This window comes from Gammaproteobacteria bacterium (assembly GCA_027296625.1).
Taxonomy (GTDB): domain Bacteria; phylum Pseudomonadota; class Gammaproteobacteria; order JAKEHO01; family JAKEHO01; genus JAKEHO01.
On sequence record JAPUIX010000153.1, the window covers coordinates 75,607 to 100,034 of the forward strand.

Annotated in this window: 31 protein-coding genes; 11 read left to right on the forward strand and 20 right to left on the reverse strand. The window is 51.5% G+C overall.

Annotated features, from left to right (window positions below; all coding sequences use genetic code 11):
- Positions 1-89: 89 nt before the first annotated feature.
- The 3 genes from O6944_09120 to O6944_09130 form a co-directional block, all read right to left on the reverse strand.
- Positions 90-725 (reverse strand): hypothetical protein, encoded by a 636-nt coding sequence (locus O6944_09120; protein MCZ6719294.1) that lies wholly within the window; start codon positions 723-725, stop codon positions 90-92.
- Between the two features lie 132 nt (positions 726-857).
- The gene (locus O6944_09125; protein ID MCZ6719295.1) at positions 858-1,268 is read right to left on the reverse strand and encodes a hypothetical protein; all 411 of its coding nucleotides are present in this window, start codon (positions 1,266-1,268) and stop codon (positions 858-860) included.
- A 210-nt stretch (positions 1,269-1,478) separates the two neighbouring features.
- Positions 1,479-1,727, reverse strand: a complete 249-nt coding sequence (locus O6944_09130; GenBank protein MCZ6719296.1) for a hypothetical protein — start codon at positions 1,725-1,727, stop codon at positions 1,479-1,481.
- 349 nt (positions 1,728-2,076) lie between these two features.
- Here O6944_09130 and O6944_09135 point away from each other — a divergent pair, with 349 nt between their 5' ends.
- The gene (locus O6944_09135) at positions 2,077-2,394 is read left to right on the forward strand and encodes a hypothetical protein (protein MCZ6719297.1); all 318 of its coding nucleotides are present in this window, start codon (positions 2,077-2,079) and stop codon (positions 2,392-2,394) included.
- 161 nt (positions 2,395-2,555) lie between these two features.
- Positions 2,556-3,425 carry an MBL fold metallo-hydrolase gene (locus O6944_09140; protein ID MCZ6719298.1) on the forward strand — a complete coding sequence of 290 codons (870 nt, stop codon included), beginning with the start codon at positions 2,556-2,558 and terminating at the stop codon, positions 3,423-3,425.
- Positions 3,426-3,495: 70 nt separating this feature from the next.
- On the opposite strand, the gene O6944_09145 is transcribed toward O6944_09140, so the two are convergent.
- Both O6944_09145 and O6944_09150 read right to left on the reverse strand, forming a co-directional pair.
- Positions 3,496-4,281, reverse strand: coding sequence for an amidohydrolase family protein (locus O6944_09145; GenBank protein ID MCZ6719299.1), 786 nt, complete (start codon positions 4,279-4,281; stop codon positions 3,496-3,498).
- Positions 4,282-4,397: 116 nt separating this feature from the next.
- Positions 4,398-5,075, reverse strand: coding sequence for a pirin family protein (locus O6944_09150; GenBank protein ID MCZ6719300.1), 678 nt, complete (start codon positions 5,073-5,075; stop codon positions 4,398-4,400).
- A 253-nt stretch (positions 5,076-5,328) separates the two neighbouring features.
- On the opposite strand from O6944_09150, the gene O6944_09155 reads away from it, so the two are divergent.
- Positions 5,329-5,997, forward strand: coding sequence for a DUF899 family protein (locus O6944_09155; protein MCZ6719301.1), 669 nt, complete (start codon positions 5,329-5,331; stop codon positions 5,995-5,997).
- A 112-nt stretch (positions 5,998-6,109) separates the two neighbouring features.
- On the opposite strand, the gene O6944_09160 is transcribed toward O6944_09155, so the two are convergent.
- The 4 genes from O6944_09160 to O6944_09175 all read right to left on the reverse strand — a co-directional run bounded on the left by O6944_09160 (position 6,110) and on the right by O6944_09175 (position 8,736).
- Positions 6,110-6,403: a GYD domain-containing protein gene (locus tag O6944_09160; GenBank protein MCZ6719302.1), complete on the reverse strand. Its 294-nt coding sequence runs from the start codon at positions 6,401-6,403 to the stop codon at positions 6,110-6,112.
- Between the two features lie 173 nt (positions 6,404-6,576).
- On the reverse strand, positions 6,577-7,512 hold the full coding sequence (locus tag O6944_09165) for a LysR family transcriptional regulator (protein MCZ6719303.1): 936 nt from the start codon (positions 7,510-7,512) through the stop codon (positions 6,577-6,579).
- 334 nt (positions 7,513-7,846) lie between these two features.
- Positions 7,847-8,236: a peptide-methionine (R)-S-oxide reductase MsrB gene (msrB, locus tag O6944_09170; protein MCZ6719304.1), complete on the reverse strand. Its 390-nt coding sequence runs from the start codon at positions 8,234-8,236 to the stop codon at positions 7,847-7,849.
- A 173-nt stretch (positions 8,237-8,409) separates the two neighbouring features.
- Positions 8,410-8,736: a GIY-YIG nuclease family protein gene (locus O6944_09175; GenBank protein MCZ6719305.1), complete on the reverse strand. Its 327-nt coding sequence runs from the start codon at positions 8,734-8,736 to the stop codon at positions 8,410-8,412.
- A gap of 283 nt (positions 8,737-9,019) precedes the next feature.
- Here O6944_09175 and O6944_09180 point away from each other — a divergent pair, with 283 nt between their 5' ends.
- Complete coding sequence (locus O6944_09180; protein ID MCZ6719306.1) at positions 9,020-9,514, forward strand: DUF2459 domain-containing protein; 495 nt, start codon at positions 9,020-9,022, stop codon at positions 9,512-9,514.
- Positions 9,515-9,613: 99 nt separating this feature from the next.
- Here O6944_09180 and O6944_09185 read toward each other — a convergent pair whose 3' ends face one another.
- From O6944_09185 to O6944_09200, 4 genes are all read right to left on the reverse strand, one after another.
- A complete protein-coding gene (locus O6944_09185; protein ID MCZ6719307.1) occupies positions 9,614-10,195 on the reverse strand; it encodes a YMGG-like glycine zipper-containing protein in 582 nt (193 codons plus the stop codon).
- 15 nt (positions 10,196-10,210) lie between these two features.
- Entirely contained in the window at positions 10,211-10,603 is a 393-nt protein-coding gene (locus O6944_09190; GenBank protein MCZ6719308.1) for a hypothetical protein, read from the reverse strand.
- Positions 10,604-10,929: 326 nt separating this feature from the next.
- On the reverse strand, positions 10,930-11,577 hold the full coding sequence (locus O6944_09195) for a CDGSH iron-sulfur domain-containing protein (GenBank protein ID MCZ6719309.1): 648 nt from the start codon (positions 11,575-11,577) through the stop codon (positions 10,930-10,932).
- 52 nt (positions 11,578-11,629) lie between these two features.
- Positions 11,630-12,064: a hypothetical protein gene (locus tag O6944_09200; protein ID MCZ6719310.1), complete on the reverse strand. Its 435-nt coding sequence runs from the start codon at positions 12,062-12,064 to the stop codon at positions 11,630-11,632.
- Between the two features lie 385 nt (positions 12,065-12,449).
- Between O6944_09200 and O6944_09205 the strand changes: the two genes are divergently transcribed.
- Positions 12,450-12,965: a DUF1353 domain-containing protein gene (locus O6944_09205; GenBank protein ID MCZ6719311.1), complete on the forward strand. Its 516-nt coding sequence runs from the start codon at positions 12,450-12,452 to the stop codon at positions 12,963-12,965.
- Between the two features lie 242 nt (positions 12,966-13,207).
- On the opposite strand, the gene O6944_09210 is transcribed toward O6944_09205, so the two are convergent.
- A complete protein-coding gene (locus tag O6944_09210) occupies positions 13,208-13,528 on the reverse strand; it encodes an antibiotic biosynthesis monooxygenase (GenBank protein MCZ6719312.1) in 321 nt (106 codons plus the stop codon).
- Positions 13,529-13,718: 190 nt separating this feature from the next.
- The gene (locus tag O6944_09215; GenBank protein MCZ6719313.1) at positions 13,719-14,555 is read right to left on the reverse strand and encodes a tetratricopeptide repeat protein; all 837 of its coding nucleotides are present in this window, start codon (positions 14,553-14,555) and stop codon (positions 13,719-13,721) included.
- 365 nt (positions 14,556-14,920) lie between these two features.
- Between O6944_09215 and O6944_09220 the strand changes: the two genes are divergently transcribed.
- Genes O6944_09220 through O6944_09235 form a run of 4 tightly spaced genes read left to right on the forward strand, consistent with a single transcriptional unit; the run spans position 14,921 to position 19,174 of the window.
- Complete coding sequence (locus O6944_09220) at positions 14,921-16,084, forward strand: efflux RND transporter periplasmic adaptor subunit (GenBank protein MCZ6719314.1); 1,164 nt, start codon at positions 14,921-14,923, stop codon at positions 16,082-16,084.
- A complete protein-coding gene (locus O6944_09225; GenBank protein ID MCZ6719315.1) occupies positions 16,081-16,764 on the forward strand; it encodes an ABC transporter ATP-binding protein in 684 nt (227 codons plus the stop codon). Before O6944_09220 ends, O6944_09225 begins: the two co-directional genes overlap by 4 nt.
- Positions 16,764-17,969, forward strand: coding sequence for an ABC transporter permease (locus O6944_09230; GenBank protein ID MCZ6719316.1), 1,206 nt, complete (start codon positions 16,764-16,766; stop codon positions 17,967-17,969). The genes O6944_09225 and O6944_09230 overlap by 1 nt, the downstream gene beginning before the upstream one ends.
- Positions 17,970-17,974: 5 nt before the next feature.
- On the forward strand, positions 17,975-19,174 hold the full coding sequence (locus tag O6944_09235) for an ABC transporter permease (GenBank protein ID MCZ6719317.1): 1,200 nt from the start codon (positions 17,975-17,977) through the stop codon (positions 19,172-19,174).
- A gap of 208 nt (positions 19,175-19,382) precedes the next feature.
- Here O6944_09235 and O6944_09240 read toward each other — a convergent pair whose 3' ends face one another.
- The 3 genes from O6944_09240 to O6944_09250 form a co-directional block, all read right to left on the reverse strand.
- Positions 19,383-19,592 carry a cold-shock protein gene (locus O6944_09240; GenBank protein MCZ6719318.1) on the reverse strand — a complete coding sequence of 70 codons (210 nt, stop codon included), beginning with the start codon at positions 19,590-19,592 and terminating at the stop codon, positions 19,383-19,385.
- Between the two features lie 233 nt (positions 19,593-19,825).
- Complete coding sequence (locus tag O6944_09245) at positions 19,826-19,999, reverse strand: hypothetical protein (protein MCZ6719319.1); 174 nt, start codon at positions 19,997-19,999, stop codon at positions 19,826-19,828.
- A 206-nt stretch (positions 20,000-20,205) separates the two neighbouring features.
- Positions 20,206-20,334 (reverse strand): hypothetical protein, encoded by a 129-nt coding sequence (locus O6944_09250; GenBank protein ID MCZ6719320.1) that lies wholly within the window; start codon positions 20,332-20,334, stop codon positions 20,206-20,208.
- Positions 20,335-20,645: 311 nt separating this feature from the next.
- Here O6944_09250 and O6944_09255 point away from each other — a divergent pair, with 311 nt between their 5' ends.
- Both O6944_09255 and O6944_09260 read left to right on the forward strand, forming a co-directional pair.
- Positions 20,646-21,212, forward strand: coding sequence for a nucleoside deaminase (locus O6944_09255; protein MCZ6719321.1), 567 nt, complete (start codon positions 20,646-20,648; stop codon positions 21,210-21,212).
- 319 nt (positions 21,213-21,531) lie between these two features.
- Entirely contained in the window at positions 21,532-22,161 is a 630-nt protein-coding gene (locus tag O6944_09260) for a hypothetical protein (GenBank protein MCZ6719322.1), read from the forward strand.
- Here the strand turns inward: O6944_09260 and O6944_09265 are convergent.
- On the reverse strand, positions 22,109-23,695 hold the full coding sequence (locus tag O6944_09265) for an MFS transporter (GenBank protein MCZ6719323.1): 1,587 nt from the start codon (positions 23,693-23,695) through the stop codon (positions 22,109-22,111). The genes O6944_09260 and O6944_09265 overlap by 53 nt on opposite strands.
- A gap of 519 nt (positions 23,696-24,214) precedes the next feature.
- The coding region (locus tag O6944_09270) for a hypothetical protein (protein MCZ6719324.1) at positions 24,215-24,428 on the reverse strand (214 nt) is incomplete at its 5' end.

The window sequence follows — 24,428 nt, forward strand, 5'->3', positions numbered from 1 at the left end:
TCATATTAGCGGCAATAACAAAGAGGAGCAGCGTGTACATCCACTTTAGCCACTTCTGGCTTATGGCATTGCTGGTTTTTGCGCCAGTTCTAAGGCCTGTGGCCTTCCCGAACGTAGATAAGCGAGCCGGCTTGCAGCTTGGACCCGCCCGCCTCAAAGCCCTCGGCGTCACGCAATCTAATCAGCGCCCTATCCCACCCATGATAGGGCGAATACACATCAGCCCATAGCCGCCACCAGACCTGCGTGTCCTGAAGGCGCTTTGTATAAGGGTGCTGAAGCCAATCAGCGGCGACAATTATCTCGAGCGTATCACCATCTTCCCCTAGGGCAGTATTCAAGATGCCACTTGGGTCAAGACCAAGGCGTTGCAGGGTTTTGTCCTGGAGCTTTCGCATAAACTCCCGGCGCATTCGCTCCGTTGCCTCGAACGGTGGCGGCAACAAATTGCGAAATAACCAGAAGAGGCCACCGATGATCAGCGCAACGTGCACATAAAGATACAAGCCGAGTTGATCACGAAATGGCTGTACAAATGGTCCCACCACGATAGCCGCAGTTATTATAAAGAGGCAGACCATGAGTCCTCTCAATAAAAGACTTGGTCCCTTATTGAGCTCCTCATCGATTACGCCACCGTACGTCCATGGCACGTAGGCGTGCCCGATCCGCTCTGTAGCACGCACCTCGGACTTGGTGACATAATGTGCGTGGCCAGTCGTCATAATTTATATAAAAAGTATCCGCTGCCTCGATAGCACGTGAATATTGGACTCAAATTCCAAATTGGCGGCCCCAGACATGCAGAAAATCATTTAGCTTACACACCAATTCAAGCGGGAGACTGAAGCCCGTCCTTATGTCTTGTGAGCGCTGTGGCTCCGGCCACGGTGCTTCTTTGTCTTATGCTTGCCCGACGAATTTGTCTTGAGCCCCAGAGGAAGAGACACTTCGGCAACCACTCCCCATGGACCATCGAAATGCGCGCTCACTTGCCATTGATCAGCACGCAGGCGGTAATAGCGACCGTCAATATAGTAATGATTGGGAATATCTACCACCACATAGACACCACGGCCTGAGTCAAAGACGAGCTCCACACCGTCTTGGTGCTTATGACGATATCCGTGGGCGGGTGCATGGGGAGGCGGCCCGTGACCCTGTTTTCCAGTTGCGCCCGGCCGAGCAGTGACGCTTGCGCATGAGCTAACTGTCATGCTGGTCAAGGCCAAGACAGCCACAAAAAAAGCAAACTTTAGCATGTTCATTTGCAAACCCTCACGTCCTCAACAAAGGGATACACCCCATAATGCTAGTCACTGACGCTCACACGCAGTGTGAAGTAATTCACACGCCTTAAAGCACAAATGTGACGAACGTCTCAAAAAGCGGGATAGCTGGAGATGACATAGAACCATCTCCCGTTCGGGGCTATTGATTGGAATGAACGTTTAGCTAAAGCGATGAAGCGGGGAACTTCACCATCGCCTCAATTGCTCTTTCGATCGCTTCTCCAGTCGTTCCACAAGTCGGAAGGCGCCAAATACAGGTAACACCGTCATCAAAACAATAATCCAGTTAAGGGCATTTAACGGGCTAAAAGCGGCCTGTACCTCAGAAAATCCTTCTGTCGCCCAGATTCCGACGATTCCAAATGACACGAGAAACATCGCAAAGATGCCCCAGACGTACCCAAACACTTTGAGAAGTGGTATCAATCCTTTCATGGCTTCTTGTGTCTTGTGTAGTTAAAAACCGAATCCCAAGCCATGGTTTGAGGTGCCAATGAAGGCGGTGCCTCAGAATCCCATTGTAGTAGCTTGGACCTCCAAGGTTTTTGAACCATTGGTCTACCGACTTCTAATAATAGAAGCTGGCTTCACGCATCCTAGGTTAAGCCACTGAGTTTAGATGTGAAGTGTGACCGACGTCACAAACGCCGGGATCGTTAGGAAAGGATAAAACCTGCTTCCTGTCGGGGTATTTCCTACAATTGTCCAGGCAATTTAAATGGGTCCCCACGTTGCATGCAGGTCAAGGTGCTGGGCTCACGCACCAGCATCCAGGGAGAATGAAATGAACAATGTACACGGTCCATCCCATATTCTTGAAGTCAGCTTTGGCTTCTGGACATCTAAGGCCCTTCTTAGCGCTGTAGAACTCGAAGTATTTACACGACTGGGCGATAAGGCGATGACAGGTGAGGACCTTGGAGCCGTAGTGGACTTGCATCCCAGAGCGATCTGGGATTTCTTCGATGCCCTTGTTGCGCTTGGCTTTCTGGATCGCGACGGCGATGGCCCCACAGCGCTCTACCACAACACTACGGATATGGCGCGCTTATTCATTTCGATGTCCTCGTATACGTCAGAGATCAAACCCGCCAATGGGTGAGGCTGTTCACTTAGTTCCGCTTTGAGGTGGCGAGGAGCACCGAGATTAAACTGCCTCGACGGAACGGGTATCAGCGACGATATTCAATCTTACAGATCTAACTAAGGACAAACTGTGCGAGATTAAGCAAAATAGCCCTGTTCCCTATTGAGTCACATGAAATGGCTAATCCAAAGCACGCCCTTCCAGAAAACGTAGAAGGAAATTATTTTGTCGATTCAACCTGTATTAATTGTGGCGTCAGCCGCCATTATGCTCCTGATATGTTTGGGGATACTGGGACCCACGCTTTTGTAAAAAGGCAGCCTCAAAATGAGAAACAAGAGTTCTTGGTGAAGCAAGCGTTGCTTGCTTGTCCCGTGGGCTCCATTGGGATGAGAGACAGAACGGATCTAGGCGCAGCAAGAGCGTCCTTTCCCGTCAAACTTGCAAAGGGGGTATATATAAATGGATTTAATCATCGCGATTCCTATGGGGCGCATAGCTATTTCATAAAGGCTGACACAGGCAATTGGTTAATCGATTCGCCGCGCTTCATATCCGATCTCATTAAGAAATTCGAAAATATGGGTGGGATAAAATATATTTTTTTGACCCATCGAGACGATGTTTCCGATGCCCCACAATATGCAAAGCATTTTAACGCCAGTCGCATCATTCACAGATTTGATTCAGATGCGCAAAAAGATGCCGAAATCATACTTGAGGGAAATACGGTTCATAATATTGATGCGGGAGAGATCTACTTTACCCCAGGGCATACCCGAGGACATTGCGTGTTACTATGGGAATCGAAATTCCTATTTACCGGAGATCATTATGCGTGGATCCCGAACTTAAATCGATTTGGATCATTTAGGAGGGCTTGTTGGTATTCATGGGACGAGCAGATAGCATCCGTCAAAAAGATGCAAGCTTTTGAGCATGTGGAATGGGTTTTTCCGGGGCATGGAAAGTGGAGACAAGTTCAGAAAGGGCAATTCTCTAAAGTTATTGAAGAGTCTGTGCAATGGATGCTCAGTGTCAGATGATTCTCGTCTCCACCACCTCTAGTTAGAGTGACAGGAACCGAAAATTGATCTCCTCACTGTTCCAATATGACTACAAAGATATCGTTCGAGGCCGATAGAGCGAGACTGCGTTCTTAAAAAGAATCTTTTCCATTAGCCCCTCATCTATAGACCCGTCTATCAATGCTAGATCTGCATCACTGAATGGCCGCTTCGTTCTAGTGCCAGGCAAGTCAGTACCAAACATTAGAGCATCTGGATTAACTAAACAGATTTCTTTGATGGCCTGCCGAACATCAAGGTCAACCCGCCCAAATCCAGTCGCTTTAATATGAACACCACGTTCCACTAATTTGAGCAGTATATTAAAGCCCGATTTCGATAAGCCGAGATGGTCAATACTAACCATCGGCAACCTGCAAAGGATATAAAAGATTTCAGATAAACGAGTAGAATCTACGTACAGTTCCACATGCCAGCCTGCGAGCTCATGAATGCGATTAGCCAAGCTCTCCAGATTTTCAATGCGCTCAGATCCCCCTCGCTCGAGATTAAACCGCACGGCTCTCACCCCGCAAGCATCCAGGGCAAGCACGTCTTCATCAGATACGGAACTAGGAAGCTGGGTAACGCCAACAAAATTTGGCCCAAGCTTATCAAGTGCTGCTAATAAAAACGTTTGATCGAATGCCTGAAAGGAGGCTGATACGACAGCACCTCCTATAAGCTCAAATCCCTGTATCCGTTCAAGGTAAGCATCACATGAAAAGTCATCCGGCAAGTAGCCATCATCAGCTACAAGCGGAAAGCGCTTATCGATGATATGAAAATGGCTGTCGAAAACCTTTTGAATATCATTATGGTGTTGCCGTTTCATCGGATCATTCTGACCCACACGCCTTCACAAAATTCAACCGGTCGCCAGAACGATTCATAAAGAAAAGCATAATAACTTTCTGTTATCTGTTAAGACGCCCACCAGCGGTGGGCCAATCACGCCACTTCGTGCACGACGATCAGCAGCACATCTTCCGTTGCGTTGAATGCCAGCCGATTGCCTCGGAACATATCGCCATCAGAGACAGTCTCATCGTTGGCAAGCCCCCTGCCCCGGGTCAAATACCCAAGAAATGGTCTGTCTACTTTGATGTTCTGGCGCGGTTCGAGCAGGGCAACATCAATCAATGTATGGCTTTCAAACGTCTCGTCCTGATCGGCTTTTCCCCCGTAAACATGGGTCAGCGCACCCGCTTTTGGCTGATAGAGCTTGTACCCAGCGGGTTGTCCAGGCGTTTCCGGGAGGACCCAAATCTGGATCATCCGATTCATGCTGTCATCAGGATTGACCTCATTGTGCGAAAATCCCTCGCCCCCGGCGCGTTGAACCTGCGCCTGATTACCGGAGAGTTCCTGTCCCTGCTCGAGAGAGCCCTCGTGCGCGATCCGCCCATCGACCATTACGGAGATCACATCAATCTCCTTGTGGCTGTGTAGCTTGGTTTCCCCCTTGGGGGCAAATCGCGCGTCGGCGAGATATACAAAGTTCCCGACACCCGGCCAGGTACCGGGGTTTACTTGATCCCCGAAGGCCTTCGGGTCCATCACCAAGCGATGCTCACGCACTCCGGCGAAGCCACCCAGTGTCAGATCGTCACGATGCAAAATCTCCATGGCACCCCCTGTCTGCTGCGAATCTGAAATCAGTTCCATATATTACTTCGTTTTCAATCATCGATTACCAGAAGCTGATCTTTCCAGCGCCGACTGCAGCATAAAGGGCGAGTACAAGAGGCGAATAGAATTTGCGATCGTCGTCGAGACCATTCTGGGCAAGGCCCTATTAAAACCTTAGAATATTAGCGACTCGTCCAAATTGGCCCCCATAGGGCGCTCCTGCCAACTGGTAATAGACCCGGAGACAATAATGACAGACCTCAAGTTTCCGAACGAAACGCCTGAATACCGCCACGCTAGAGATACCCTTCTGAAAGCGGAGATCGAGCTTAGACAGCAGATCGAACGCGTAGCCGCCCTGCGCAGGAAGCTACAACTAGGAGGCGCGGTCCGAGAAGACTACGTCTTCGAGGAACTTGACGACAACGGCAAAGTACGCCAAATCAAATTATCGGAATTATTCGAAGGCGAAAAGGACGCGCTGTTCCTCTATGGTTTCATGTATGGGCCAAAGATGAAGGAGCCATGCCCCATGTGCAGCTCGCTTCTCGATGGGCTCAATGGGAATGCTGGCCAGATCACTCAGCGTATCAACTTCGCAGTAGTAGCACGCTCGCCGATCCATCAGATCGTTAAGTTCGCGAAAGCGCGCGGTTGGAACGATTTACATTTGCTCTCGTCTGCAAACAACAGTTACCACATCGACTACTTCGCCGAGGACGCAGAAGGCGCGCAGATGCCGATGGCCAATGTATTCGTGAGGCGAGACGGTTCAGTTCATCACTTTTGGGGATCCGAACTTCTGTATGCCGACGTGGAAGGCAATGCGCGCCACATGGACCTTATGTGGCCACTATGGAACGTATTAGACACCACCCCGGACGGGCGTGGCGACTGGTACCCTTCTTTGACGTATTGATTCTTTAAAGGTCGAAGAAGGCGCCGCAAAGAATTTAAGGAGAAACAAGCCGTCCCGTTCCAATTAGGATGTGTCTGGATTTCCTCCTGCCGCTTGTTCTGCAGTAACAGTGCTAGGGCATCTTGGCGATGATTCGATTTCTTTCTTCAATAGAAAAGGCCCGTAGGGTCTGAGTGCGCACATTACCCAGGGCGCCTAGACTTAAAAGTACGGACATCACCGTCTCATCATCTGGTCCGTCTAGAACGACGACAATGTCATAATTACCCACTGTCATGTAAATATCCTTCACTTTAACTCCGGCTTTTTCCGCCATTTCCTTAAATGCCTGCGCACGATCCGGGGATTGCTTTATGTTTCGAATCCCCTGATCGGTGAAATTAAGAAGGCTGATAAATGTCGCCATGGTTTTCGTCCTCCCTAGCGTGGTTTCACATATTTGTGGTTAGAAGCACGGACAGTATTTCGGGATAATTTATACCTATTCACACCAAGCAGGATATACAAAATTGGGATATAGTCTCGTCACTAGCGGCGTGACGTAACAAAAAGCAACCCTCACCTCTTTTTATCCCTTTCTTAATTGGTACCAACCGTTTTGAGCTGTGGAGGCAGTAAATTTTGCGCCACCGCGGCTAGCAAATCACGAAGCCATTTGTGAGCCGGGTCCTTGTTCAGGCGCGGATGCCAGAGCGCGATCACACGGAATCCGGGTATCTTCAACGGCGGCGCGAAGACCTTGAGATCGCCAGTTCGCCCTCGCAACAAACGTTCTGGAAAGACACCGATGAGATCGTCGGTCTGCAGGATATCGGGGAGGATCAAAAAGCTCGGCACCGAAATGGCTACCCGTCGCTTCAGGCCCAGTTTCGACAGTGCCTCGTCTGTTGGACCTTCGAAAGCCACGCCATCCGGTGGTACAAGCACATGATCGAACCGGCAGAACTCATCGAGTGTCACTGCCTTTCCCTTGATGGGATGCTCCTTTCGAACCGCGCAAACGTAACGCTCCTCATAAAGGAAGCGTGAGAGCAGATCGGGGCGCGCAAACTCTGGAATGGTGATCGCAATGTCCGCCTCACCACGCGTGAGTCCTGTAGCCAGGTCACCGTTTGCCAGTGGCTGCACGGCGAGCTCCATCTTTGGAGCCCGACGCCGCAATTCTTCGATAAAGGGCACCACCAGCGCGAACTGCATATAATCGTTGGCTGATATGGACACCGTTAACTCGGCCGTCTCGGGGTCGAAGATCTCCGGCGTAACGAGCGCTGTTGCATCGGCAAGCAACGCTTTAAGCGTCGGCGCCAGTGCCTGTGCACGTGGCGTCGGCAATACGCCACGCTGTGTTCTCACAAAAAGCGGATCATCAAAGATATCGCGGAGTCGAGCCAGCATGCCGCTCACCGTCGGCTGCGTGAGGGCTAGGCGCTCAGCAGCCCGGGTGACGCTGCACTCATCCAGAAGGGCATCCAGGGCCACGAGGAGGTTCAAATCGATGCGCCTGATATTGACCATATCAATGATAGAAACATATAAATATGATTAGATTTATATCTTATTTCGGCCTCGCTTTCCAGCGTATTTATCCCGGGAAGCCGAATTTGAGCACTGATCCCAAACCGCTGACGAAAGCCATCAAGATGCAATCAGCCTGCGCTTGGGAGCACCCGTTAGCGGATGCGGACATCCCAGCGAGACCAACTGCCCGGCGCCGTTGCAGCGGTTTGGTTAACTAACTCGAAGGTTTTTGTGATAAAGAAGCGCGATTGCAGCCCTTGCCGATGAACGGCGAGCCGCTTCAACGATTCACATCAAGCGGGATAGGTGGGAGTAAAATGCCGTTTATTTTTCAGGCCTTGGCGGCCTTGGGAATAAAACTCAGTGCCACCCCATTATTACACCAGCGTTTACCGGTGGGGGGCGGTCCGTCGTTGAATATATGCCCGTGATGGCCGCCGCAACGCACACAGTGGTACTCGGTCCTCGGTATTAGCAATATGTAGTCCTTCTTGGTAGCGAATGCGCCGGGGATCGGAGTAACGAAGCTCGGCCAGCCGGTACCACTGTCGTATTTCATCGCCGAAGTGAACAGCGGCAGGCTGCAGCCAGCGCAGACATAGATACCGGGCCGCTTTTCGTCGTTCAACGGACTCGTGAAGGCGCCCTCGGTGCCTTCTTCGCGCAGCACGCGATATTGCGACGGCGTCAGAATGTTCTCCCACTCCTCGTCCGGCCGCATCAGCGGTGCCTTCGCAAGCGCCACATCTGCACCTTCCGGCAGATATTCCATCCAGTTCTTCTGAAGCTCTTCGATGTCGACCGAGCTTCCCGAACGCCTTTCAGCAAACCCGTACCGTGCCACCATGACTACCATAGGTGCGGCCGCCAGGCCTATCAGCAAGTTTCGCCTTTTCATCGTGTCTCCGGTTGTAATGCCTTATCTACTGAGACCGCCAACCCCGATAGAAATTCCCTCACAACAGGGGCTTCATTCGCCGCTGATGCAATCAGGCGATCTTTGGCAACTCGCCGCATTTTCTTGATCGTTACCTCTCTTTGAGTCGCCGAACTGCGCGTATGCCCACTTTCAAGGTACACCACCTGCCCTGGTTGACGCCCGCGGAAATACTTAGCACCACGCTGACTTGCATGCTGAACCAATCGCCTTTCGACATTATTGGTGATTCCCGTATAGAGCGAGTTATCAGTACAAACAATCATATACACCTGCCAGTTCATCACAACGCATTTTCCCCTTTTAGGGGCTGCGAAGCTACTTTTGAGGCCTAATTTATTATTTCAACAAATAGGATTAAAGTACACCGTCTCCATGCATTACAGAACATGGTGTTTTGCCCCCAGCATTCAATCAACTACTCAACCGCCGCTAAACGCAACGGCGAACGATGACGCCTTAGCCGATGGGTTAGCCATTGTGCGACCTCCATATTCTCTCCTCATCATACTTATTGCATGTGCAGCGTGTTCTGTCACTACTGAAGAAGCAAATCTCCCTTCCGAGATGGGGCCTTTAAAGGACATCTATATCGTCGATCATGGTTTACACAGCGGAATCATCATAAAAAAGAGCGACCTACCATGCACCTCATTACCCGAAAAGGATGATTTTCCACGAGCACGTTACCTGGAATTCGGTTGGGGTGACCAAGCGTTTTATCAAGCAAAGAAACCCACGCTGACATTAGCATTGCGAGCTTTGTTCACGCCCACGCTAAGCGTCCTGTATGTCGTTGGGATTCCAGCACCCCCAGAGCAGTACTACCGGGGCAGCAATGTCACGACACTCCAATTCTCCGAAGCCGAGTTCGACAATCTAGTTCGCTATATCAGTGACAGTTTCGAGAGGGACGAATATGGTAGGTCTTCGGTCGTCAGTGGCGGGCCCCATTCAGGCAGTCGTTTTTATCTTGCCACGGGCAAATACCATGCTTTCAATACGTGTAATACCTGGACAGAAAACGCGATCCGTTCAGCAAATATGCCTATCAACCAATGACATTGAGTTCGGCGTTTCGCGTTTACCGTCTTTTACCATTCAAAGGGATCGTTTGCTTGAACAGGCAGGTACAGCAGGACGGTTAAAGCCAGCTTGCCCTTACGATCCTGGCGGGGGAGGCCCCGTGAAGTCGGGCGGAATCCCGGTGAAATCGGGCGGCGGCAGTGGGTAGAAATCGGGTGCAGGCGCGGGAGTAGATGCCAGTGGTGGTGGTGGTGGCGGATACGGATTGGGCATAGAAGCCTCGGTCAACTGGCCTGATACGGGCACCCGGTTGCCTTTGGCATACATGCATTGGATAAACGCCGTGTCATAGCGTTGTTGTACCGCGCCGGCTGAAACGTGCCCGGTGTTGCTTCCTGCTGCACTGCCAACGAGTAACCCGCTAGCCGCCCCGATCGCAGCACCTTCTGCTCCACCGACAGCAGCTCCGAACGCGGTTCCCAGTAGCGCGCCGGTCAGGGCGCTCTTCTGAAAACTTTCCGTAGCAGCCTGCTCGGGTGTTTTGCCCCCTGATTGCGCATGGGCATACTCACGGCACAATAAATCGTTTTCGCGGAACTGGTCGAATGTTATTCCGGTTCCCGGCATCACCACAACACTCGGCCCACTGGGTAGCGTCGTGCAGGCCGTGATCAAGACGGTAGCTCCAATCGTCGACAGGATCGAATTACTGCTCACAACAGCACCAGCCCATTAGCGCGGCTGACTCCGGGGGACGACCTGCATCCACCCCGGTGCACACTGTTTGACATAGGGGTAGTACCCCTCCGGATCCGTGCAGTAGTACCAGTAATACGGTTGCTGCTGTTCCGCCTTCTCAACATAAACGGCGGGCGCAGCGAGCACTGGCACAGTGACAGGCGCTGGGTAATAGGGTGGGTAATAGTAAGGGCGGCCCCAATAAGGCGCAAAACTAATGAACAAGCTGCTACGGTAACCATGATGACCACGGTGATACCCACCGTGATAGCCATAACCACCGTAGTACCCACCATGATAACCGCCGTGATGCCCACCGCCCGCATAACTCGCGGGAACCCAGAGCAGAATCAGTACAGCTAGCAACGTGATTAGGAATCTTTCCATCGCAACCTCCTCCTTCAATCCACGGCACGCACTCCCTGCCCTGCCTCTCAAGAAAGTTGCCAATCTAACCAGACCTCAGGAAAATTAGATTCCCAATCAGCCAGTTGGTTCAAAAGGAGCAAATAGATATGCAAAAAATCAACGACATACACATACAACGCACCCCCTTGACTTATGAAGAGCACAAGTCAGATGACTGATTGCGATGCAGCACGCGCACGGATTGCAGAAGATAAACCTGTCTTTACCCGCATCCCAGGTATTGATAGACGGATTAAATAGAAACCACCCTGTAGCCATTGATAACTCTGTCCCTTTTCTGCCTGTTAGTTTCCATCGTCGTGAAACTTGATGTCCCAATGCGTGCCGTCACAAAACGGTTTATTCTTCGAGCCACCGCATCGGCACAGTGTGTAGTGTTCTTCCGAAGCTCCGTCACCACGATGTACATCTTTGAGTTCAACTCCACCCATCACATGATACGGGCCATCCTTTGATACGTATACCGCTGGATCTCGAACTTGATCCCGGTACTCAATCGACTCAATGGAATAGCTCAGTGCGCCGGATGGACATTGCTTAATGGTTTCAACGATAGCTTCAACGTCTGCGCCGTCTGGATCAATCCATGGCTCGACCCTCATGCGCCATACTGAAGGCAAGCCATCGGTGCACTTTCCGGCGTGCGAGCAAATGCCTCGATTGTCATGGATCGTGATATTTTTGCCGGCATAATCATCACGCTTATCCATGCTGCCATCCGATAGGTTCTCACTCGAAAAATTAATCCGAGTATGAGTTCCGTCACAAAACGGCTTGTTCGCTGAGCCGCCACAACGGCAAAGAGCAATTACGTCTTTAGTCTGGAGTTTATCGCCTTTCGAATTTCGGAACGCCGTCAGTCTCTTTACGAGATATGGGCCGTTTTCTGACAACTCTATTACCGGTTTATCATTCGCTTCATCCACACTCATAAGCTACCTCCGATAACATGCGAAAATGAATCTGTCACCCTTTCATTCTACACTAGTGGCCTTTCAGTGACTTATCGAATTCTTCCTTCGCTTTATCCAAGTCGTAAAACTCTGGATGCGATGATAAAGCCTTTTTAAGCGCCTTAGCAGACCGTTTCGCAGCAGGCCCAGCTGCTGATTTTTTACTTGGCGCTTGAACTGAGTATCTAAGTGTGTTTCCTCCGAAAATTTGAACGCCAGCATAGGCCATTCTTCCATCTACAAGAAATTCCTTCTTTCTATAATGAAACATAAAGTCAGGAAGCTCGGGATACATCCAGTTAACCCATCGATCATCGTCTTGATATTGAATGCCCTCCTTTTTTAACAAATCGCGCAATCCATTCACATCACGTTCTTTAATGATTACATCAATTTCCATAATCCTCTTGCGGATTATATTGGAAACTCGATTAATCTCTTTTTTGCTGTTTCCAAATAATCCCATTGATGCACTCCGGTTATGTTTTCTTGCTAACCGATGATAGAAGGGAAAATATTATCAAGATATTAATACTCAGATCTGTGCTTTTTTGTTAGCGTCATCTCTCGTCGATGCAGGACGACGGCTGCTGTTAGCTTGAATCAGGTTGTAATTCTCCTTTTTGTCGTCAAAATTTTCCAAATCATCCTAGCACTACCGAGTGTACCCAATCAATTGCGCACTACAAGGAGCAACTGATGCCCCTGTCCGGTAAAGGCCAGGCCCGTCAATCGAGACAACCAGTTACATCATGCGGGATAGTGAAAGATAGGATCGTCCCCTTTTACCTTGCGCGGCTCAAGTGGCATGTTAGGCTGTAAGATAGACGTGCAACAAAAATGGAAATGACATGAGTCGTTTCACAGACGCTCTCGTTGTCTCACCTATGGCTGACGGGAAGACCTGGGTAACTCTACGGCCATTCGGCTACGACGTAGGGGAAGAAGGGAGCGGTGACACCGTCGATCTGGCAATTGGATTTATGACTGATTTCGCATCGGTACCACGCATGTTGTGGTGGGCCATACCGAGATGGGGAAAATATGGCAATGCGTCCGTTATTCATGACTGGCTCTACTGGTATCAAAACCGCCCGCGGCCGGCTGCGGATGCCATTATGTTGGAAGCAATGGGTGTACTGTCGGTGCCAGCCTGGCAAAGGTATCCCATCTACTGGGCTGTCCGCTTGTTCGGCGGTATCGCATGGATGCGCAATCAATGGGATCTCGCGGCAGGGTTTAACCGCGTCTTAGATGAGACCCAGTTCAAGTCCGTGAAAAAGTCGGGACGTCACGGCCTGCTACGATGCGGCTGGCGACACTACCGGCGTCGTGCAGCGAACGACGAGTCAAAAAGCAGCGATTAAAGCCCTTTGCCATTGACGGCAAGCGCTTCCATCGCATTAACCCATCACATCATGCCAAGTGGTTAGGATGGGGATGTACGAATTGTACATTCTAGAAGTACTGTTTTTCCGATTTCGGGGCGACAGAAGACGCAGGGTTGAGCCGGCAATCTCCGAAGTCCTATCCTCGCTTTGGAGGTGGACGGCTCATCCCGTTGTCTCCTTCGCACGTACTTTGACGAGCATCCTACTCGATGCCGTAATTAGGCAGTGCCACCTTGCCTTAAAATGACCTCAAACCCTTCAAACCGAGGGTGGTCTAGATAAACTCCTTTTGCCCTGCCAGCGTGGGCGTGAGCCTTACGAAAACTTTCAGATTTCGTCCAACCTTCAAATGCTTCACGGGAATCCCAGATTGAATGAGACGCGTAGAGGGTATAGGCGTCTTCGCTTTGACCTCGAAGTAGATGGAACTCGCGAAAACCCGGGACTTCATAAAGATAGGTGTCTCGCTTGCGCCACATTTGTTCAAACGTTTCCTCTTGCCCCCGAACAATTTGAAAGCGATTCATGGCTATATACATTTTCTAAACCTATAAAGACATTTCTGATAAAAACGGGTGGAACGCGATTGAAGCTCTTGCCCCACTACGCAAGACCCATCAATTGCCCCAACGCATCCAATTAATTTTGTGACATCACAATGATGCGATATATCTAATCATTTAAAGCGGGATAGTTAAGGGAATTACCATAGCTTAAACTCATTTTCAGTTATTCACTTCCGTATTTTTCAATCTGTTCCGCCGCAAGTTCCTCGGCCGCTTCGAGCTGATCAAGCGTCATTTGCGATGCCACCCGATCGCGCACTTGTTTGGCCGCCTTGTTCCCACGCGCTGTGGCCACCTGCGCCCACGCGTAAGCCGCTATGTAGTCCGGCGGAACACCTTCGCCAAGATAATACAGATCCGCGAGCGCTCCTTGCGCTTCAAGAACGCCTTGCTCGGCGGCCTTGCGGATCAAGGCCGCCGCCGCAACATAATCCTGTGAAACGCCGAGCCCCTCATAGTACGCCATACCCAGGTGGAACTGCGCACGGGGATGCCCGCGTTCCGCTGCCATGGCGAACCATTTGGCTGCCTCGGTATAGTTTTGGCGCACGCCATTGCCTTCCTTGTATTGCATACCGACTCTGAATTGAGACACTTCATCACCCTGTTCTGCCGCTATACGATTCCACTTCAGTGACTCGATGGGATCCTTTGGCACGCCTTGCCCGGAAAAGTACGCTTCCGCCAACTCGCGTTGTCCGTAATAGTGTCCGCCCTCAGCCGATTTTCGATACCACTTTGCCGCTTCCGCATTGTCCTGTCGGACACCTTTGCCCTCAGCGTACATATCCCCTAAGAGCGCTTGCGCGAATGGATCACCATCGCGAGCCAATACTCTTAACCCCCCAGCCGCTACCCCAAAGTCGCCTCGTAGATACGCATTGAAGACAGTAATCAACCGCGATACTTGCTCCTCTTGCGCATCCAGCGACGCTTGATCCTCTTGGGCAGCGACGGATAGGGCCGCAAGCAAGGTAGCGACAAGGAGATACTTAGTCATTCTTACATGCATTGAAATTCCTTCGACCGACACACCATCAGCCCTTTCCTCCATTAGCGCCCCTTGCTGGCAGTTAAGGCTATCGAATTCGACGCAAAGATTACATCAAGCGGAATAGTGAGAGATAACCCAGGCACTGCCCGTGTTGCCACCGTGCTGAATTTCCGTCAATCTTCGGTTTGAAATTTTTCTAAAGATTAAGAAATGATCGAAAGAATACACAAGTATACAGAGAATAGCCTCATCAAGTTGGGTTACGATCCGGGCGACTGCGATACCGGGCTCGATACGGTAACATGCGCGGTTGGAGAAGAACGATGAACTTGCTCACCGTATTACAAACACACTGCTGAGGGCTTTTCTACATGGGATGGCGGCTGCTTGTATTTCTCCTTGTTATCGGGGGGCTTGTCTTCACCGGCTGGTACTTTACCCGTCCGAAACCAATCGCCGTAGCCCTCTATACGGTCGAAACAGGCCCTGTGGAAGCGACCGTGTCAAACACCCGGGTCGGCACAGTGAAGGCCTGCCGTCGTTCCATGCTGGCCCCTGCGGCGGGTGGCGAAGTAGGCACATTGACGGTATCTGAGGGCGATAGCGTGGAGAAGAGCCAGCTCCTGCTGGAAATCTGGAATGAAGACCTGAAAGCTGAAGTAACGTATGCGACGGCGCAAAAGGCGGCGGCCGAGGCAAGAACTGTGGAGGCCTGCTCCCGCGCGGCGGGTGCGGAACGTGAGCTGAAACGGCTACAAAAGCTCGTGAAAGATAAACTGATCTCTGAAGAAAAAGTTGATCTCGCGTTCACCGACGCCGAATCCAAACGGGCCGGCTGCCAAGCGGCAAGGGCTACAGCAAGGGTCAGCGAGGCCCGGATCGCCGTCGTCCGCAAGGCGGTGGAGCGGACCATCATCCGCGCCCCTTTTGCCGGAGTCGTAGCAGAAGTCAACACAGAGATCGGTGAATACGTAACGCCTTCCCCGGCCGGCATCCCCACCCTGCCCGCAATCGAGCTGCTCGATATAAGCTGTCTTTACGTCTCGGCGCCGATTGACGAAGTGGATGCCCCCCCGATCGAGGTCGGGATGCGTGCCTGCGTGATCCTGGATGCGTTTCCGGACCGTCACCGTTGTAATAGCACTGTCCGGCGCATCGCGCCTTATGTACTGGATATCGAAAAGCAGGCGCGGACCGTCGAGGTCGAGGTTGAACTGAGCGATCCCCAAAACCTGCACGGCCTGCTGCCCGGTTACAGCGCGGATATCGAGATCTTCCTGGAGACTCGGGACAACGCCCTGCGTATTCCGACACAGGCGGTACTGGAGGGATACCGGGTGCTGCTGTTCGATGAAGCCTCCGGCGTGCTGGTGGAGAGCGAGTTCGAGCCGGGACTTTCCAACTGGGATTTTACGGAAGTCGCATCCGGTCTTAAGGAAGGAGACCGGATCGTATTGTCTGTGGGCCGCGAAGGGGTAAAAGCCGGCGCGAGAGTCACGCCCGAAGTGTCTGTTGGAAATGCAGCATCGCCGTGATTCAGCTCGAGGGTATATGCAGGAACTTCCAACTGGGCGACCAGGAGGTGCATGCGCTGACCGATATCTTCCTTGAGATCGATGAGGGCGAATATATCTCTGTCATGGGCCCTTCAGGCTCCGGCAAATCCACCCTGCTCCACCTCATCGGCCTACTGGATCATCCCACCACCGGCCGGTACCGCATGAGTGGACAGGATGTCACAGAGCTTACAGATGATCAGTTAGCCCGCATCCGCCGTGAAAACATTGGTTTCGTTTTTCAGTTCTTTCACCTGATCCCTCGCCTCACGGCGGCCCAAAACATCGAAATTCCACTGATCCTGGCTGGGTATCCGCCTACGGAACGCAAGCGCCGCATAGCGGAGACCGTTAAAGCGTTCGGACTTGCTGACCGGGCAGAGCACAGACCTGATCAGTTATCCGGCGGACAGCGACAGCGGGTTGCGATCGCACGGTCAACCATCATGCAGCCCCGAGTTGTATTAGCCGATGAACCGACCGGCAACCTCGACCGTGCTTCAGGCCGTCAGGTGGTCGAACTGCTCGAGGAGTTACACGAAAAAGGCGTGACCGTAATAGTGGTGACCCATGACCCGGAACTGGGTGACCGTGCAACAAGGCGGATCCACATGGTGGACGGCCATATCAGCGAGGACACGCAGGCAGAGACCCACTGATGCGGATCTTTGATCTTCTAGGCTATGCGCTGCGGGCCATCGACACCCACCGCTTCCGGACCGTGTTGATCCTGATCGGGGTTGCGATTGGCGTGGGGGCTGTCATCCTACTTACGACCCTTGGAGACAGTGTGCGACGCTATGTGACGGGTGAATTTTCTGAGCTCGGTACCAACATGGTGATCGTGCTGCCGGGGCGCTCGGAAACGACGGGTGGCCACCCACCGCTGTTTGGTGAGACGCCGCGTGACCTGACGATTGACGACGCCATGGCATTGCTCCGCAGCCCCAACATTCAGCGGGTTGCGCCAATCGTGGTAGGCTCGGCCCCGGTTGCGTATAGGGGACTTGAGCGGGAAGTAACGATTATCGGTTCCACGCGGGCGATCAAGGACATCCGCCATCTGCGAGCCGCGCAGGGCAGTTTTCTCCCCGAAATGGACCCCAAACGAGGGCGTGCCGTGTGCGTACTGGGGCAGACAGTCCGCGAGGAACTGTTCGGGCCAGCTAGGGCCGTCGGCGAGTCAGTGCGGATCGGCAACCGCCGTTTTCGGGTAATTGGCGTTTTGGCGGAAACCGGCGTCTCCATCGGTCTGGATCTCGACGACATCGTGTTTATTCCCGTGGCATCCGCCCAGAGCCTGTTTGATTATCCTTCGCTGTTTCGTGTCCTCACCGAGGCACAAGGCGGAGCGCGAATCGCTGCCGCGAAAGAAGACATTCGACGCATCATTATGAAGCGTCATGAGGGCGAAGACGACGTCACGATCATCACGCAAGACAGTGTGATCGCAACCTTTGACAAGGTGCTGAATAGGATAACGCTGGGCGTCGCAGGCATCGCCGCCATCAGCCTGGCAGTTGCCGGGATCCTCATCATGAATGTCATGTTGGTCGCCGTCGCCCAACGCACTCAGGAAATAGGCCTGCTGCGCGCACTGGGTGCCCCGTCCCGCCAGATTCGCTCTTTATTTATTGTCGAAGCCCTTTTGTTGTCGTTTACCGGTGCACTCATCGGCCTTGGCATCGGCCTCACCTCGGCATTAGTTATCCAGCAACTCTATCCGGCATTGCCGCTGTCCGTACCGCTCTGGGCTGTCACCGCCGGGGTCGGTATCGCGGTGGTGACAGGTCTTGTGTTCGGCGTCCTGCCGGCGCTCCGCGCGGCACGCTTGGAGCCCGTTGCGGCGCTCAATAAACGGTAACAAACATGCGGTTTGCGGACCTCTTGAGACTGACGTTCGGTTCAATCATCGCACACCGACTACGTTCGGTACTTACCGTGCTCGGTATTCTGGTGGGCATAGCCGCCGTCGTGCTGTTGACGTCTATCGGCGAAGGGGTGCGGCAGTTTGTATTGGCGGAGTTCACCCAGTTCGGCACAAATTTGGTCGCCGTCGTTCCGGGAAAGACCACCACCTTCGGCATCTCCGGCGCAACCATTAGTACGGTACGGCCCCTATCCGTGGACGATGCCGCTGCGTTAAACGAACTCGACGATATCATCGCCGTTGTCCCCCTCGTCCAGGGTAATGCCAGCGTTGAATATGGCGCGCGGGAAAGGCGAACCACAGTATTTGGCGTCAGTTCGGAAGTGCCACGAGTGTGGCAGATTCCGGTTAGCACCGGCCAATTTCTTCCGAAAGATGATTTTCACCGGGCACGGTCAGTCGCCGTACTGGGTTCAAAAATGCGCGATGAGCTATTTGGCACCCACAATCCACTTGGTCAGCGCATCCGCGTCGGCGGCGATCGCTACCGGGTGATCGGCGTTATGGAACCAAAAGGCCAGCTGCTGGGCTTTGATCTGGACGACACGATTTATCTTCCCATTAGCAAGACCATGGAAATGTTCAATCGCGAGAGCCTCATGGAAATCGATCTACTTTATCGGTCGGGCACCACAGTAAAGCGCATCGAAAGTAATATCAGGCGCCTGCTGATCGCGCGTCACGGCGATGAAGATTTTACAATCATTACTCAGGACAAAATGCTCGAGGTCTTGGATACCATCCTCAATATCCTCACGGCAGGTGTCGCTGCCATTGGCGGGATATCACTGATTGTCGGAATGGTCGGGATCCTGACAATCATGACCATTGCCGTAACAGAGCGCGTCTCAGAGATCGGCCTGCTGCGCGCGCTGGGTGCAAACCGTGCCCACATCCTTCGCCTATTTCTTGGCGAGGCGGTCGTCCTTGGAAGCATCGGAGGAATCTTAGGTGTAGCCGTGACTTTGGCTATTGTCTATGCTGTCAAACTGATTGCCCCCGCCCTTCCGCTTGAAATCGCCTGGCACTATGTGGCTGCCGCGCTCGCACTCGCCATCACCGTCGGCCTGGTGGCCGGGCTTGCACCTGCAATGCGGGCCGCGCGAATGGACCCACTCGATGCGCTGCGGGCTGAATGAGCCTCTGATGCGGGCGTTGCCCGTGAAAGACAACACCCCCATTTGCTCAACCAATTAAATCAAGCGCGCTATAAGAGGTAGAGACGGGTACCGCCCGTAAAGAATATCTACCCATTGGTTCCGTCCCCCTGTTTTTTCGGCCACAAAAAAAAGACCCCACCGGGTGGTGGGGTCTTCGTCTAAAACCTGCTTGCGCAGTACTTGACCCTTAGGCCGCCTGAACTTTCACTGCCGACGGACCCTTCGCGCCCTGCTCGACTTCGAACGTTACCTTTTGGCCCTCGGCCAGGGTCTTGAAACCATCACCTTCGATGGCGGAGTGATGCACGAATACATCCTTGCTGCCATCCTCGGGGGTAATGAACCCATAACCCTTACTCTCACTGAACCACTTTACTGTACCTGTCATCACGGAAATACCTCTGTTTATTTGAATTGCGATATTTTGCAGTTCGTTCCTGAAACTGAAAATGCGGGAGTAGCTGCAGAAAAAACTGGAGGGACTTCCGAATTCACGACAAGAAGTGCACTGCGACGCGGCCACTATACACGAGCCTTAGCCAAAAGCCACAACTATTTTTACCCATGTGCCCAACCATGAGGCACGCTTAAATGTCCGTGTCCATTTAAATATGGGGTCTTTCGCGCAAATCACAAGCCCACTGCCTGACCACTGAAAACGGAGCCGGCGCTGTCTCTAACCGCTACCGGCTGCTCAATAAGCTTTTGTGGAAATTCGCTGACCTGTTGGATATAAGCGTGCCGGGCGTGCAAAAGCCCGATAATCGCACCCACGACACTACCAATCATCAGCGCATTTGTCACAAATCTGCCCCCAAAACGCATTAAGTTTGCCCAAATCATCAGTGCGCCGCACATTACAAACAAATGCTGACATACACATCGCTTTTGCGATGCGCGATGCTCATACCCGTTTTCTTAACCCCCGCGTTGAGATGCGCGGATAACAAGACAAAAAACAAGGTGGCTATCCAAAAATGAATACCGCCCCATTCGTGTCTATTTAGCCCTCAAATCTCGGCCCATCGGCCACTACCGGGCGGCAGAATGTAATGCAGCAATATCCCCGTGGAAGCTAGAAATAAAAAACCGACAAAAGCAAGAACATCAATGATTTCGATTATTGTAGAGCGATTCATTATTTCGCTATATTTCTTCTAGATTTTTGTGGCCGTCCTAGTACTTAAAATGATTCCCTACAACGGCCCGCACCCGTTTCAATCAATTGCATCAAGCGGGATATATTAATGAAAAACCGGGCCCCGCCGGCAAGCGAAATATAATCCCCAGCGCCCTCAAGCTTTGATATGAGTAGCTTGACATATTTAAGCCATACTCCAATATCAATATTCTTCGCTTCGAATAACTGAGTCAAAAATTAAAAAGCGAACCCAGGAGGTCCACTGTGACGTGCGATAGCGAGAAAATCCAGAATTTTGGGAAACGACGTTTGTCGAGGATTAAACCAACAACTGAAATTATCGATAGCTGTAAGGCATTTCTCGTGGGTTACCAACCGAGTTCGGAATTTTCAGATGATGCATATGTTTGGCTTACTTGTGCTTTAGCGTTAGAGGCTGTCGACGGAGGCAATTTTGGTGTTGGGGGCATCTTAATTGATGAGGGTGGTGACGTAGTTGCACAAGGACACAACGAGGTGTTCAACCCGTACTTTCGGAGTGATCGGCATTCTGAAATGGTAGTGATGGATCACTTTGAAGATGCCAATCCAAAACTTACCAGTCTAAAGGGTTACACGTTCTATTCGTCTCTCGAGCCCTGCCCGATGTGTTTAGTACGATTAAGTACCTCCGGTGTACGCAAGGTGCTGTATGCTGCCCCTGATGTAGAGGGCGGTATGATAAGCAGGATGAGTGACTTGCCACCGCTCTGGCTTGAGTTGTGTCAAACAAAAACGTTTGCTCAGGCCCAGTGCTCGCAGGACTTGGTTAATGTTGCTACCCAGCTTTTTCTTTTCAACTTGGATGAACTATTCGCAACAATAACGAAAAGGTAAGTTCAACGTAAACGACAATTTACCTATGCATTGGGAACCGCAATAAATAGATAATTTCAGTCTCCTCACCAACTTTGTGGCGCTTGAGGGCTTACACGATACAGATATGAGAGACACAGCGCACAGAATTACCGATGAAAGCGTCATGCGTCTCGGTGGCTTCGCCGCGATCGTAGTCGGTTCGACCTATCTAGCTGCCTGAATAACGGCACTGCTTATGCCGCCGGAGTTGCAAGCGCCCCCTGACGTTACGCCCCATGAATTCTGGAGCGTGCTCTCTCAGAAACCTTTCACTCATCTAGCGTTTCACTAGTGTTGGGTGATAAGCGGAATCGTCTGGCTTGCCGCGGTTCCGGCGATCTTTCACAGTGTATTTGCCCAAAACCGTGGGTTGGTGCGCTGGTCAGGTGTACTTACCATGCTGGGGTTTGCGGTAAACGCCCGTAGTCATCTCATGGAGGTCGCCTTCGACCGAAAGATTATTCCCTTTTATCCTGAAGCCGAACCCGCATGGCAAGAGGCGGTCAATGTAATCGCGGGACTTACCCTTGACGTTCCCGATGGATTCTTAACTTATGGTGCCATCGGCTTTTGGTTACTTGTCGTAAGTGTGCTTGCACTGCGCGGTCGCGTCTTTCCGCGCATCCTATGCTATTTAGGTATCACTGCCGCGATCACTTACCTGTTTGGCGTGATTGGATACACCTTTCTCGTTCGTTGGCTTCTGGTTATCTCCATTGGAGTTGGTGGACTTTTACTGGTACCAACCCGGTATATTTGGGTCGGATGGCTACTATGCGGTAAAAGGCCTAATGCGTCGCCACAGCAGACTCGACGACGCGCCACGACTGAAGCCATTGCCCGGCGACGACATGCCCTTCAACCGCTTCAAGCGATCACATCAACTGGGTTCTTGCTTTTGATTGCTGACCCTCTATTGTCAGAATAGCAGTTATCCAGCTAATAAAGGCCAATGCAGTTGCAATGATCATAAGTAAACGGAAACTATCAATAAATGATTCGTCAATCGCATTCCGAAGAGCGGTTCTCTGCTGCTTGTCAATATTGACAGGAATCTCTGCCGCAGCAAGCCTGAAACGCTGCTCGTCAAGTGCCTGTACAACCTTAGGCGGTACATTAATTTCAGTGAGACGAACGTCGAGCCCTCTGTTAAAACTGTTCAAAGCAAAGATGCCAAAAACTGCGATAGCAAGTAATCCTGCAGTCCGGGATAAAGCGTTATTAATACCTGAGGCAATCCCAGCGCGACTCTCCTCTACCGCGCCCATCACGAGTGTTGTCAGCGGTGTTACTGTAACAGCCAAGCCGAAACCTAAAATAACAAAGGCGGGAAAGAAGCCTGTCCAGTAACTTGTATCCATATCCGGGACAGCTAACAAAGCAAACCCAATGGTGGCGATTCCTGAACCAACGATAAGTGGACGCTTCGCACCATACCGGTCTACCAAAGTGCCGGCCCATCGCGAAAGGAAAAATATTAATACAATCAACGGTAGGAATGCTGCGCCAGCGGCAAAGGCAGAGTATCCCTGTACCTGAATTAAATTAAATGGCACGAAGAACAATACCCCACCCAGGGCCGCATACAAGAAAAATGTGAGAATATTCGCGCCGCTGAATGAGCGTGAATGGAAAAGAGTAAGCGGCATCATAGGCGCTGATGCGTATTTTTCCACATACAAAAACGCGATTAGCGCGATCACACCACCGGAAATAGCGCCTATTACCAAAGGATGACCAAAACCTAGGATAGGCGACTCGATTAATCCATAAACAATGCCACCTAAGCCAAGAATCGCAAATAGCGCACCCCATTTATCCAATTTCGCCGTACCCTTTTCATCACGGCTTTCAGAAACAAACGTGAATAGGATGAAAAGTCCGATTAGCCCAATCGGGATATTGATATAAAAAACCCAACGCCAGGAAGCATGGTCAATCAACCAACCACCCAACAATGGACCCAATGCAGTAGTCATAGCTGAAAAACCTGACCACGTACCGATAGCCTTTGCCCGTTCCCCCTCGCTGAATGAAACAGTGATAATTGCGAGACTGCCTGGAACAAGTAACGCACCACCAACTCCTTGAGCAGCCCGCGCAATAATCAGTTGCGTAACAGTCGGTGCCAGCCCGCACCATACTGAGGCCGACATAAAAAGCACTAATCCAATAGCATAGACTCGCCGGCGACCGAACTGATCACCTAGCGCCCCACCCACCAAAAGAAGCGCGGAAAGGAAAAGCGCATAGGCTGCAATAACCCACTGAACATCAATAACAGTCGCGTGCAGGTCAGCTTGCAATGCTGGAAGTGCCACGTTAACGACGGTACTGTCGATGAATGCCATGCCTGAACCAATTATTGTTGCTGCCAGGACCCAAGGCGCGCGCTTTCTACCGCAAAGGGCGGCTCTTTGTTCCTTTCGAAAACCAAAGTATTCACATGGATATTTGATCATTTAACGCAGCATATCTGTACAAAGTAACAACTTATAACATTAGGTTCCGCAACTCCAATGACTGTCGGTTTCATTCCCCCGTTCCATTCCAAGTGATTCGTTGACGAATTAAATGAAGCCGATACCAGTCAATAACCTCCCAAAATCACGTCAAGCAGGATCCTATGTTTCTCGCTCAGCACCTCGCGCCACAAAGCTAAATCGGGCGCCGACATCCATTGGCTTGGTAATTTTCTCCGTCACAATAAACCCATCTGTCATGCGATGCTCTCCCTTGGTCTAGCAAACCATAAAACAGACAATAAGAGCATTCATACCAGACGTCAAAAGCATCCTAGCACTAGCGCCAGCACGCCCTCAACGATGAATCAAATAGTCGTGATTGAAATCCTTGCTCAGTTAAGCAGGGGCCTTCGATCGATTCAATCAATCACATCAAGCCGGATAGTGGGAAATAGACGGGTACTGCCCCAACTGAAAATAAATCTGTCCCTTTTTTGATTCCTGATTCCGATAAATTTAAAGACCTGGCAAAAAATGGCCGGTACGTTTTAGCCAGTGAATTTCTGACTCGCTTGCGCCAATCGCATCGAGCCTTTCATACACATGTCCATTGCCAGGAGCTCCCCGGCGAGATTCCTCAATTATGTCGAGGATAAGACGCCGACGGGGGGTGTAAGCATCATAAAGTTCGGCGTGACGCTCCGCTTCATCAATAAAGTTCGACATAATC